This window comes from Hydrogenophaga sp. H7 (assembly GCF_002025745.1).
GTDB classification, from domain to species: Bacteria; Pseudomonadota; Gammaproteobacteria; order Burkholderiales; family Burkholderiaceae_C; genus Hydrogenophaga; species Hydrogenophaga pseudoflava.
The window spans coordinates 24,183-36,941 of sequence record NZ_MCIC01000006.1; the positions used below are offsets into that span (position 1 = coordinate 24,183).

At 67.6% G+C, this 12,759-nt stretch carries 7 protein-coding genes and 1 tRNA gene; 3 read left to right on the forward strand and 5 right to left on the reverse strand.

Features of this window, described 5'->3' with window-relative positions:
• The first annotated feature begins 122 nt into the window (after nucleotides 1-122).
• From BC358_RS22070 to BC358_RS05830, 3 genes are all read left to right on the forward strand, one after another.
• Nucleotides 123-231, forward strand: a tRNA-OTHER gene (locus BC358_RS22070).
• Complete coding sequence (locus tag BC358_RS05825; RefSeq protein ID WP_179130014.1) at nucleotides 183-1,034, forward strand: glycosyltransferase family 4 protein; 852 nt, start codon at nucleotides 183-185, stop codon at nucleotides 1,032-1,034. The genes BC358_RS22070 and BC358_RS05825 overlap by 49 nt, the downstream gene beginning before the upstream one ends.
• 19 nt (nucleotides 1,035-1,053) lie before the next feature.
• Nucleotides 1,054-2,169 (forward strand): polysaccharide deacetylase family protein, encoded by a 1,116-nt coding sequence (locus tag BC358_RS05830; protein WP_179130015.1) that lies wholly within the window; start codon nucleotides 1,054-1,056, stop codon nucleotides 2,167-2,169.
• 13 nt (nucleotides 2,170-2,182) lie between these two features.
• Here the strand turns inward: BC358_RS05830 and BC358_RS05835 are convergent, their stop codons facing one another.
• The 5 genes from BC358_RS05835 to BC358_RS05855 are packed head-to-tail and all read right to left on the reverse strand — an operon-like array spanning nucleotide 2,183 to nucleotide 12,714.
• Entirely contained in the window at nucleotides 2,183-3,073 is an 891-nt protein-coding gene (locus BC358_RS05835; RefSeq protein WP_143434192.1) for a hypothetical protein, read from the reverse strand.
• On the reverse strand, nucleotides 3,063-4,517 hold the full coding sequence (locus BC358_RS05840; RefSeq protein WP_079365098.1) for an undecaprenyl-phosphate glucose phosphotransferase: 1,455 nt from the start codon (nucleotides 4,515-4,517) through the stop codon (nucleotides 3,063-3,065). The genes BC358_RS05835 and BC358_RS05840 overlap by 11 nt, the downstream gene beginning before the upstream one ends.
• A 40-nt stretch (nucleotides 4,518-4,557) precedes the next feature.
• On the reverse strand, nucleotides 4,558-5,502 hold the full coding sequence (locus tag BC358_RS05845) for a hypothetical protein (RefSeq protein ID WP_143434193.1): 945 nt from the start codon (nucleotides 5,500-5,502) through the stop codon (nucleotides 4,558-4,560).
• Nucleotides 5,499-11,504 carry a non-ribosomal peptide synthetase gene (locus BC358_RS05850; protein WP_079365099.1) on the reverse strand — a complete coding sequence of 2,002 codons (6,006 nt, stop codon included), beginning with the start codon at nucleotides 11,502-11,504 and terminating at the stop codon, nucleotides 5,499-5,501. The genes BC358_RS05845 and BC358_RS05850 overlap by 4 nt, the downstream gene beginning before the upstream one ends.
• Complete coding sequence (locus BC358_RS05855) at nucleotides 11,491-12,714, reverse strand: glycosyltransferase (RefSeq protein WP_179130016.1); 1,224 nt, start codon at nucleotides 12,712-12,714, stop codon at nucleotides 11,491-11,493. The genes BC358_RS05850 and BC358_RS05855 overlap by 14 nt, the downstream gene beginning before the upstream one ends.
• Nucleotides 12,715-12,759 lie beyond the last annotated feature (45 nt).

Genomic DNA, 12,759 nt, shown 5'->3' on the forward strand with positions numbered 1-12,759 from the left:
GTGCGGGCGCCATGTCCACGCTCGCCCACGTGATGGCGGCCGTGGTGCGACGGCCGAGGGCCTTCATGGCCGCGGCCCGTTCCGCGTGGCGGCTGTCCCGCCGTGCGGAGCGCAGTCTGCTGCACCATGTGGCCTATCTGGTCGAGGCCTGCATCGTCGGGAACTGGATGCGCAAGGAAGAAGTGCCGCACCTGCACGCGCACTTCGGTTCGAACCCTGCCACGGTGGCCATGCTGGCGGCACAGATCAACGGCGGCACCTTCAGCTTCACCGCGCACGGCACGGTGGAGACAGACGCCGCACAGTTCATCGGCATTCCCGAGAAGGTGCGCCGTGCGGCGCATGTGGTCGCGGTCAGCGAGTACGGACGAAGCCAGCTGTGCCGCTGGGTGGAGCCCTCTCACTGGAAAAAGATCTCGGTGGTGCACTGCGGACTGGACGAGGGCTACCGTGCGCCTCCCGCGCAGCCGTTCAACGCGGTGCGGCGCTTTGTCTGCGTGGGGCGATTGAGCTCGGAGAAAGGGCAGTTCGTGCTGATCGACGCGCTGGGCGAGCTGCGTCGTCAGGGCGTGGATGCCGAGCTGGTGTTGGCGGGCGACGGCGAGCTCCGGTCCGCCATCGAACAGCACTGCCAGCTGCGCGGTGTGGCGGACCGGGTGCGCATCACCGGCTGGATTTCGGGTGCCGATGTGCGCAAGGAGATCGAGGCCTCGCGCGCGCTGGTGCTCAGCAGCTTTGCCGAGGGCTTGCCGGTCGTGCTGATGGAGGCCATGGCCTGTGCGAGGCCGGTGATCGCCACACGCGTGTCTGGCATTCCCGAGCTGGTGCGCGATGGTCAGGACGGCTGGGTTGTGGCGCCCGGCAACGCCCTGGAGCTGGCGCAGGCCATGCGCCGCTGCCTCGAAACGGAGGCGCCGCAGCTCCAAGCCATGGGCGAAGGGGCGCGGGCGCGGGCGCTGGAGCGGCACGATGTCGACCGGTCGGCGCAACAGCTGCGTGAGATCTTTGCTCCGCTCGCCGGGGCCAGCGCATGAGCGCGCGCAGGGAGTTGCCATGAGCGCGGTCTCGACCCTCAAGGCCCTGGTCCGGGACACCTGCGGCCTGGCGCTGTCCATGACCCGCGTGACCGCACCATCGGTCCGGCTCGGGCAAAGGCTCTCCGTCGTCACCTTCCACCGCGTCCTGACCGAGCCGCAGCGGCGGCTCTACCCGCTGCCGGGCCTCGCCGTCACCCCGGACGAACTGGACGACCACCTCCGGTTTCTCACCCGCCATTTCCAGTGCCAGTCGCTTGATGCCGCCCTCGGGCTGTGGAAACAAGGTCGCATCGCCAGCCGGCCACTGCTGGCGATCACCTTCGACGATGGCCAGCTCGACAACTACGAGAACGCGCTGCCCGTGCTGGAGAAGCATGGCGTGACCGCCAGCTTCTATGTTCCCAGCCAGGTCCTTGAGGATTCGACGCCGCTGTGGCACGACACCATGGCGGTCTCGGTCGCATGGTTGGTGAACCATCTGTCAGAAGGGGGCGTTCGGTCCGGATCCACTGATCGTGGCGCAGCGCTCGCGTTGCTGGCCGAGCTGCACCCTGGGGGGGCACTGGGCGGTGTGGCGGGCCTTCTCACCGTTGAAGCCGCGCTGGAGCACACGAAGCGCTGGAGCCCCGCGCAGCGTGAGGACTGGATGCGGCGCGCCAGCGGCGTGCTGCCCCCCGCCCAGCGGCCCGGCTGGGATGGGTTCATGAGTGTCGAGCAGATGAAAGACCTCGTGGCCCGCGGTCACGAGATCGGCAGCCACTCCCACTCCCACGCGCTGCTGCCGCAGTGCACGGACGACGAACTGCGCGCCGAGATCGCCGGCTCCCGCCAGAAGCTGGAAGCCGTGCTCGGCACGCCGGTGACCACCTTCTGCTATCCCAACGGGTCTTTTGATTCGCGGTGTGTGGCGCAGGCCCGCGAGGCCGGCTACCGGGCGGCCGTCACCACCCGCTGGGGCAGCAACGCACCCGGTGCAGACCTCTTCCGCCTGCAGCGCTTCAACATGAACGCCCAGCACGCGCAGGACCGGAACGGACGCTTCTCCGAGGCCCGTCTGGCCTGGCGCATGAGCGGACTGCACCCGGGACTGGACAGGGTGAGCCAGGACCCTTGCGGCGGCGACGCCACGTGACTTTGCAGGCAGCTCAGTCTTTTCTGGGCGAAAAACCCATCACGGCGGGGTGATCCAGCCGGTGCAGCAGCGCCTGCATGGAGGCGATGCTCTGGAAGCGGCCAACGAACTTGCCGAACAGCGAGCGCTTGAGCAGCGGGAAGCCGGCGTCGATCATCTGTTCCGGGCAATTCAGGCACAGGTCCAGATGGCGTGAGCCATCGGTGTACCAGTAGGCGCCCACGCTGACGTGGGGGCTGGCCACCCGGGCCAGCAGGGTCTCCTGCAGCAGGATGACCGATTCGGAGGAGTCGTAGCACCACTCGGTGGAAATCACCGGCGCGATCACTTTCAGCAGCTCCGCGTCGACCTGCCGGGCGATCAGGGCAAAGGACTGCAGGTGGTTCTCTTCGAGCGCGTTGGCGCTCAAGCCCGCCACCCGCCAGGGGGCCTGCTCGACAAAGGGAGTCAGCGGGGAAAACGGACCGAGCACGGAGTCGTTGAACATCAGCACATCGGAGCCTGGAGCCCGTTGTGCCAGCTCGTTCAGGCAGATCGCGTAGGCCGAGAAGTCAAAGCCATCCGTCCCTTTCCAGTACAGCGCATCGCAGTGCCGCTTCAGCTCATCGAGCACCGGGTGACCGGGGGGGCAGGCGCACACGATCATCACCGAGGCATCCTCTGATGCGAGGCGTTGGAGCGTGAACCGGTGCTGGGTCGACAACTGGCCCTGGGGCGCGTACAGGAAGTACATGAGCCAGCGGCCGGCTCCGCTGGCCGGGACCACAGGCTTCCAGACCGGGGGCTTCTGTCGCGTCCGGCGGGCCCGCCACCGGGCCACGATGATGCGCGGGCGCGGCTGGCTGGGTTCGTAGTTCCAGAAGGTCTGCGCCCCTTCCACCGGCCTGGCGAGTTCAGTACGCATTCTTGCCCGTCAGTGCACCCAGGGTGCGCAGCAGGATGGAAAAGTCGAGCCACAGGGACCAGTTGTTGATGTACTCGATGTCCGCCTCGATGCGCGCCTGCATGCGCTCGATGTCGGTGGTCTCGCCTCGAAGGCCCCGCACCTGGGCCAGTCCCGTGATGCCTGGTTTGATGTTGTGGCGGGCAAAGTAGGCGTTGATGCCCTTGGAGTACAGCTCGTCGTGCTGTACGGCGTGTGGTCTGGGTCCCACCAGCGACATCTCGCCCATGAGGACATTGAAGACCTGCGGAAGCTCGTCCAGACTGGTCTTGCGGAGGAAGGCCCCCACGCGGGTCACCCGGGGGTCGTTGCGGGTGGCCTGGCGAATCACGCCGGCCTCGGGCTGGTGCACGTACATGCTGCGGAACTTCCAGATGTGGAACACCCGCCCGCTCCATCCCATGCGCGCCTGCCGGAAGAACACGGGGCCCTGGCTGTCGAGCTTGATGGCCGCGGCGATGATCAGCAGGACCGGCGAAATGATCACCAGGATCAGCAGCCCCAGGATGCGGTCTTCCAGTGCCTTGAGCAGGAGCCTGGTGCCCGTCAGCGGCGTTTCAGACAGGGTGAGCACGGGCAGTCCCGCGATCTCCCGAACGCTGTGATTGACCAGCAGCAGCGAGAAGATGTCCGGAACCCAGTGCACCGACACATGGCGGTCCAGCAGCTGGAAATACAGGTTCTCGATCAGGTCGGACTCGCCCAGGGGGATGGCGAAATACACCGTGCGCACGTCGTGGCGCTCGATGATGGACAGCATCTGGTCGAGCGGTCCGATGATGTTGAGCTCCTTGAGCGATGCGAAGTCCGAGCTTTCGTACAGGGTGGCGCCCGCCCTGGCCTCGCTGCCCTGCGCGGCCGAGGGCAGCTCCAGACAGCCCACCACCTTCTGGTTCAGCCAAGGGTTGCCCGAAATCTTGTTCTGCAGATAGCTCGCGAGCTTGCCCGTTCCGACGATCAGCACGTTCTCGGCAGGCAGAGCGTGGACCATGACCCGGATCTGGATCTCGCGGCTGAGGTACTGCAGAAAAACCTGCAGCAGATAGCCCGCGATGAACAGCTGCCCCAGCAGCAGGCGGGAAAACACATCGGTCTGCTTGGTCACAAAACCGACCACCAGCAGGAAGCCGAATGTCAGCGACCAGGCCTTGAAAAGGGTCAGGGCCTTGCGCGTGAAACTGCTGTTGCTGCGGTAGACGCCGAACTGGTTGTAGGCGAACACCATCACCATGGCCAGAAGGAGCAGCAGCACGGAATAGGGCGTGGTGACGGTGCCGATGTGTTTCTGGATCAGCAGCAGGGACAGGGTCATCACGGCCACCACGTCCACCACGGCCTGCACCGCCGTGGAGATGCTTCCGCGGCGCTTGAGGATGGATCGATGGGGTCTCTTCGAGAGTGCCATGGAACAAATGTATCGGGTTACGACGAGCGGGCGACCCGCATCAGCTGCCGCGCTGTGCCACGCCGGTCTTGGGGTAGCTGGTCACCACCGACCAGATCACCTCGCTCATCAGTCGGGCCAGTTCCGGCGAGATGGGGGGCAGCTGCGTCCCGTCGACCAGCCGGATGGTCTGCGGCTCTGCCGGAGGCGGGCGGTGATAGAGGACCGCGTAGTGGGTGAGGGCGACGAGGTAGTTGCCCAGCGCACTGAGATGAATCATGTCGCGTATGCCCTCGTCGCTGATGTAGAACAGGTCTTCGCGCGATCGCAGCCGGTCGACGCCACCGCGGGCTTCCACCTCCCGCACCAGACGGGCCATCACCTGGCCGGCGGGAATGACGTACACCGGACCGCCGGTGTCGCCGTGCGCCAGGCCCCTTGCCAGGAGCACACCCTCCCAGTAGAGGCTCAGGTCCTCGTCCAGCCGTTCCAGCCAGCCTTTGGGGTCGTTCAGCTCGTGCCAGAGCTCGTAGAGGTAGACCCGGATCTTGGGATTGGCTGCCCGCGCTGCCCGTGCCCACTGGCGGATGTACTGCGGGCTGTCGTGGTGCTTGATCGCGTCTTTGATCTCCACCGACTCCGTCAGGACCAGTACGTCGAACTGGCCGCTGTTGACGGCCTGGTGCGCGTCCTGGTAGCGGGGGTGCGCGTTCTCGATCTCGAAGCCGTTGACCGGAACGTCAGGTTCCCAGTGCGACCTCAGCGAGGCGCCCCATCCCAGCTGCGAGCGGTGGTCGTGGCCTGCGCCGGCCAGCTGCTCCAGCATCATGGGGATGTCCTTGTTGACCAGGCTGTGGCCGATGTGGAAGACGCGCAGCGGCTTGTCAGGCGGCGACAACGGCTGCGTGTACAGGGCCGAGAGTTCGACCGGGTCGAGCGACTTGTGCCATCCGCAGGCGGTGAGTGCGAAGGCCAGCAGGTATTTCAACGAGTGTTTCAGCATCATGTGGTGGAGGCACGGGTTGAAGAGGGCGACGCAGTATGACCGGTCTGGACCGGGGAAGTGCCCATGCGTCTGGCGTCGGCGAGGTGCGGGCGCATCGCTGCGGCCAGCACCTCCACATGGGGTGGCTCCAGGATGTCCATGTGTTTTCCAGGCACGCGTTCGATGGTCAACCGTGGCAGCAGCGAGCGCCAGCCATAGGCCGGCGCCGTGGACAGGTCGTCACCGGCTTGCAGGAAGACGGCGGGCAGGTCACAGGGTGTGGCCTCGTGGTCGCGCATGGCCTTGGCATAGACCTGGATGCGCCGACTGCCGGGTTCGTGTCGGTGTTCGGTCTGGTGCCGGAACACACGGTAGACGTGCAGGACGTGCCCCAGCCCCCCGCGCCGGAGCAGGCGCAGGCGCCTGACCACCCCCGCCACCAGGTGCCTGAAGCCATGTCCGGGCAATCTGGAGTCGAGCAAGGCGATCAGGCCGATGGTTTCGCCCTCTGTCTGCAGCTGTCGTGCCACCTCGAACGCGAGCAGGCCGCCAATCGAAAATCCACCGAGGAAATAGGGGCCGTGCGGCTGGATGCTTCGGATCAGACCCTTGTATTCCCGCGCCAGCGTCTCCACGGTCACCGCGGGAGGCGCCAGGTCCGTCGGCTGTTCCAACAAGTCGATTTCGGTCTGTGAGAACACGCCGTACACCGGCATGCCCGGATCAAGCAGCTGCGCCAGCCGCCTGTACATCTCCGCGCCTGCCAGCAGGAAGAGGCCAGGACCCTGACCAAGGGGTTGCAGCACCGCCACCGGGATGTCCTTGTGGTCCCCGGGCGAGGTCTGCGACAGCGCCTCGGCCAGCTCCGCCACCGTGGGATGCTTGAACAGCAGGGCCAGCGCGCAGGGCCGTTGCAGCGCCGACTCAATGCGGCTGACCACCCCCACGGCCAGGATCGAGTGCCCGCCGAGGTCGAAGAAGTTGTCGTGGATGCCGATCGTTTCGGTCTGCAGGGCGGCTTGCCAGATGGACAGGATGACCGTTTCGGTGGTGTTGCGGGGTGGGGTCAGCGAGGTGCGCCCTCCCGAAGGATTGACGGAGGGCTCTGGCAGCGCACGGCGGTTGGTCTTGCCGTTGGGCAGCACCGGGATGCTGTCCAGTGCGACAAACAGGCCGGGCACCATGTGGTCCGGCAGCCAGCGGCGCAGGTGCTCGCGCAGCTCGTCGCGAGAAGGCAGAGGCCCTCTGGGGACCACGTAGGCCACCAGCCGGGGCTGACCTGGCGAGTCCTCGCGCAGCATGACCACCGTACGCGCGATGGCCTCGTGGCAGAGCAGCCGGGACTCGATTTCCCCGAGCTCCACCCGGAACCCGCGCAGTTTGATCTGGTCGTCGAGTCGGCCTCCGTGCTCCAGCGACCCGTCGCAGCGCCAGCGCCCGCGGTCCCCCGTGCGGTAGATGCGTGTGGTGAGCGGGTCCAGTGCATCGGGCTGGTCGATGAAACGCTCGGCGGTCAGTGCCGTCTGCCGGTGGTAGCCGATGGCCACGCCGGTGCCGCCGATGTAGATCTCCCCGGGAACTCCGATCGGGCATGGCTGCAGGTGCGGGTCGAGCACCTGGATCGAGGTGTTGAGCACCGGGCGGCCCAGGTCGATGGCCTGGACGGCGCCCGGAGACACCCGCCAGCAGCTGGACCACACCGTGGTTTCGGTGGGGCCGTACATGTTCCAGACCTCGCCGCAGCGGGCGAGCAGCTGGCTGGCAAGATCGGGCGTCAGGGGCTCGCCGCCCACCAGCGCCTTGAGCCGCGGGTTGCCAGCCCAGCCTGCGTCGAGCAGCAGGTGCCAGCGCGACGGTGTGGCCTGCAGCACGGTGATGTCCTCTCGCGCCAACAGCTCGGCCAGCGCCCGACCATCGGTGGCGTCGGCCTGGCTGGCCACCACCACGGTGCCGCCCGTGCCCAAGGGGAGAAACAGCTCCAGGACGGCGATGTCGAAGCTGGGGGTGGTCACGGCCAGCAACCGGTCGTGCACGGTGCAGCCGGGCGCGCGCGCCATGCTCTCCAGCAGGTTCACCATGGCCCGGTGTGGCACGGCGACCCCCTTGGGCCGACCGGTGGAGCCGGAGGTGTAGATCAGGTAGGCCGGGTCTTCCGGGCGGGCATCGAGCAGGGCATCGTCCGGCAGCCGGTGCGGTGCGGCCGCGTCGATCTGCGCGCGGTCCCTATCGACCAGCAGGCGGGGGGTCTGGTCCTCGTCCAGCACCACCGAACTGTGGCTCACCAGCAGCGCCAGCTCGGCGTCCAGCATCTGGTCGCTCAGCCGTTGCCGGGGATAGTCCGGGTCCAGGGGCACGTAGGCCGCGCCTGATTTGAGGATGGCCAGCAGCACGATCACCAGTTCGTGGTTGCGGGGCAGGCAGACGCCCACACGGCAACCCCGCGCAACGCCGCGCTGGCGCAGCAGCCTCGCCAGCCGGTTCGAAGCCTCGTCCAGTTCGTGGTGGGTCAGCCGCGCAGCGCCGTGGACCAGCGCGGGCCGCTGGGCCGACTGCAGCAACCCCCGGGTCACCCAGGCGTGCGCCGATGCGGCGACGGGTGCCTCGACGGGGCCATGCGACCACTGGTTCAGGTGCTCGCGTTCGGCCTCGCTCAGCAGCGGGAGTGTGGCCACGCGGGAGTCCGGCGCCTGGATGGCGATGCGCAGGATCTGCAGCAGGTGCTCGCCCATGCGCTGCACCGTCTCCGGCACGAACAGGTCGGTGGCGTACTCGATCGTGAAGGCCTGGTCGTACATCACGTCGACCACCACACTCAGGTCGAACTGGGTCGACGCCCGGTCGAAGTCCAGCCGCGACCAGGTCAGGCCTTCGAAGTGGCAGTCCCGGGCCTGCGTGTTCACCATGTTGAAGAGCACGTTGAACAGCGGCTGGCGGCTGCTGTCCGGCCGGGCCGCGAGTTCGCGGACCAGCACCTCGAAGGGCATGTCCTGGTGCGAAAAGGCCTCCAGGGAGACGGTGCGCACGCGCGAAAGCACCGTGAGGAAGTCCGGGTTGCCGTCCAGATCGGTCCGGAACACCAGGGTGTTGACGAAGGTGCCGATGAGGTTCTCGGAGGCCAGATGGTGCCGGTTGGCAATGGGCACGCCGATGCCGATGTCGGTCTTGCCCGTGTGCCGATGCAGCAGCACATTGAGTGCCGCGATCAGCACCATGGACAGGCTGGCCCCGTGCGCCGCGCCGAGCGCGCGCAGGCCGGCGATGTGCTCGTGCTCCAGTGGAAAGCGCAACGCCGCACCGCGGAAGCTCTGCTCCAGGGGGCGTTGCAAGTCGTTGTTCAGCGGCAGCAGCTCCAGGCCGTTCAGCCGCTGCGACCAGTACGCGAGCTCGCTGCTTCGTCGCTCGGTTTCAAACCAGTCCCGGTGCCAGACCGCGTAGTCCGCGTACTGGATCGGGAGCTCGGGCAGGCAGGCCTCGGACCCGGACACCAGGGCGCTGTAGTGAGCCGCCAGCTCGCGCCCCAGCTCCGCGAACGACCACTGGTCGCTGACGATGTGGTGCATCACGATCAGCAGAACCGCGTCCTGTTCGGCCAGGTGGATGAGCTGTGCGCGGACCAGCGGGCACTGGTCCAGCACAAAGGGCTGGCAGGTGACATCGGCCAGATGGCGGCGCAGTACCCCGTCGGGCACACCGCGTCCCTCGGTGGCCAGCCGCACCTGCTGAAGGGGCACGGCCGGTGGCGGCACCACCTCGGCAAACACGCCGTCAGCGGTCTTGACAAAGCGTGTGCGGAGGACTTCGTGGCGTTCGACCACGCGATCCATGGCCTTCTGCAGGGCCGCCACCTCCAGCGGCCCCTTCAACCGCATGGCCAGCGGGATGTTGTACGCGCTGCTCTGCGGTGCCAGTTCGTGCATGAACCACATGCGCTCCTGGGAGAACGACAGGCCCAGCCGGCTGCCGGGGCCGCGCGCCGCAGAAGGTGTGGCCGCGGCCGGCACCGACGGGCTCGCCACGGCGCTGTCCGGCGTGGGCGACAACTGCATCAGCCGCTCGGCGAGTCCGCGCACCGTGGGCGTCTCGAACACCGCGCTGATGGGCAGGTCGAGGCCAAGCCTCGTGCGCAGACGCGAGACCAGCTGTGTGGCTAGCAACGAATCGCCCCCCAGATCGAAGAAGTTCGCGTCGTGGTCGATCACCTCGTGCCCGAGGATCTCGGACCAAAGCAGGGCCAGGCAGTCCAGCAGCGCGGCATTGGCGGTGTGGTCCGTCGCCGTGTTTGTGGAGGATTGGACCGACAGGCGCAGGGGCTCCAGCCGCCCCTCCAAGTAGAGGCGCCGGGCCGCGTTGCGCTGTGGCTTGCCGCTGGAGGTCCGGGGCAGGGTGCCGGTGCGCAGGGGAACGATGTCGTGCAGATCGACCTGGTGCTCCGCGGCCACCCGCTTGTGGACGGCATCGACCAGTTGCCGCACCACGTCCGGCGAGGGGCGCCGGCTGCACTCGACCAGCATCACGACGGCCTCTCGCGCCCCCTTGTCCACCGAAATGGCAATGACGCCACCGCCCCGGATGCCAGGGTGCGCCGACTCAGCGGTCTGCTCCAGGTCCTGGGGGTAGAGGTTGCGGCCGTTCGCGATGATCAGGTCTTTGCGGCGGCCGGCTACGAACAGCTCGCCGCCGTGCAGGAAACCCAGGTCGCCGGTGCGCAGGTAGCGCGTGGGGTCGGCAACTTCGGGGGCAAGGGTTCCGCCAAAGTGCTCGGCGGAGACGTCGGGCTGTCCCCAGTAGCCCTGGCCCACGCTCGGTCCGGCCACCCAGATCTCGCCGATCCGGTCGGGGGCGCAGGGCGTCCTGGTGTCGGGATCGACGATGCGCAGCTGGAAACCCGGCAGCGCCGAGCCGCAACCCACCAGCGTTCTGGTGCCCGTCGCCTGCGGCGCGGCTGTGCGCACTTCGTGGCGTTCGATGGCCTGCGCATCCAGCGTGATCTGTTGCAGCGGTGTGGCGGCATTCTTCACGGTGACTGCGAGCACCGCTTCCGCCAGTCCGTAGGAAGGCGCCAGTGCCGCACGGTGGAACCCGAAAGGCGTGAAGGCCTGCGAGAACGCGTCCAGCGTGGTGGCACGCACCGGTTCCGCGCCGCAGGTGGCGTATCGCCAGCTGTCCAGACGGGCGTTCCATTGCGGTGCGCGGGCCAGTGCCTGCACGCAGGCGGCGTAGGCGAAGTTGGGTGCACCGCTGTGGGTGACGCCATGCCGGGCAATGGCCTCCAGCCACTTCAAGGGGTGCAGCAGGAACTGCACGGTGGACATCAGAAACGAGGTGCCCCCGGAGTACAGCGGCTGGAGCACGCCGTGCACCAGGCCGTAGTCGTGGAACCAGGGCAGCCAGACCAGTGCCTTCATCCGGGGCGTGTCCACACCGCTCACCAACGAGCGGCACTGGGCCAGCACGTTGTCGTGGGTGATCTCGACGCCCCGCGGGGCGCTCGTGGACCCGGAGGTGTACTGCAGATACGCCACCGGGCTCTCGTCCAGGCCTTCGGGTGACGGCGCCACCGCGTCGGTCTGCAGCGGCTCGTTCAGCAGGGTGTCCAGCGTGCACCAGGTGCGCTCGGGGATCTGGGTGCGACCGGTTTCGATGTGCTCCTCATCGGTCATGGCCAGCGCCACATCTGCATCGTTGGCAATGCCCAGCAAGCGCGATTCGCTGTTCCGTGCATTCCTGTTGTCCGGTGCAGGCGCCGGGACGGGGATGGCGCCGGCCAGGATGCAGCCCCAGAACAGCTGCACAGCGTCCAGGTGGTTGTCGAATGCGAGCAACACCCGATCACCTGACCCGATGCGCGCGCGCAGACGCTTCGCGATGGCTTCGGCCGACTGGCACAGCGCGGCATAGCTCAGCGTGTGGCTGGCTTCCAGACCGTGCCCCAGGAACACGTAGGCCGCGTGTTCGCCATAGTCCGTCACACGCTTGCACAGCAGTTCGCGCAGATGCGCGTACTGAACATCAGAGGTGGGCACGAATCACCTCGCTGCGGTGCCTGAAGACGGCGACGTCGTTGAAGGGGTGACCATCCTGCGCCGCCCGGCCAATCAGGTCCGCCAGCCGCTGCCGATCCTGCGCCAGGCCGGCCAGACTGGACACCAGGGCGCCGACGTCGTCCTTTGGGGTCAGCAGGCCGCCGCCGTGGGCAGAGATCAGGTCTTTCGGGAACGGGCTGTCGTAGCCGACCAGCGGTGTTCCGGACACCAGCGCTTCGATCAGGTTTCGCGGCGACTCCGGCGTCTTGTGGCAGAACACGAACACCTGGGCCTCGCGCAGGACCTTCAGGATCGCCGCACGGTCCCTGATGAACCCGGGCAGCGCGACCTGCCCGGTCAGCCCCAGGCGTTCCACCTGCGCCTTCATCTCGGGCAGCCGTTCTCCGTCCCCCCACCAGGTCGCACGGAAATCGACACCGGCGTCCCTCAGCGACGCCATCACCCGGATCCAGTCGTCGGCACCCTTCATCACGTCGGCACGGCCGAGATAGCAGATGTGCAGCGGGCCTTCCATGACACCCTGCAGCTTGTTGCGGAGGGCCTCGGGCGGGATGCGGTCTTCCTCACGGAGGTGGATGTCGTGGACGATTTCAGCCTGTGAGGCGTAGGGCGCGTAGGTGGCGTAGGTTTCTGCGCCATGGAACAGCCCCAGGGCCGAGCGCCGGATGATGGCCCGCTCCAGTGCGGCCATGGGCCGGTGGTACAGCGACGCTTTCAGCCGCGCCCGGCGGGTGCGGGCCGCACGGGCCTCGTGCCGAACCACTTCGGACTCGACCCGGTCGGTCCAGACGGCAAAACGCCGACCCTTGCGGTGGGCCTCCAGGGCGGCGACCGAACCCCAGTCGCCGAAGAGGCCGCCAATCGAGAACGACAGGAAGTCCGCTTCGTCGATCAGCTGGGCGATCTGGCGGCGCACCGAAGGGAGGAAGCGGAAGAAGCGGTCGGGGCGGTAGGCCGACGGCAGCGCGACGAGGTGCACACGCTCCAGGTCGATCGCCGACGAACGCACCGGGATCCAGCTCGGCGGAGGGCTGCCGGGCTCGAGCGGGTGCATCACCGTGACCTGCTCGAAGTTTTCGGCCCAGAGGCGCAGCCCATTGCAGGCCTGGTCTTCCAGCAGGTAGCCGTCCTTCCCGGCGTAGAGCGGCACGGGTGCGTACAACAGCAGGCGGCTGCCGGAGGTCTTCATGTGGGGGCTTTCAAGGTGTTGCATGGCTCGTCGGCGCGCATCGTT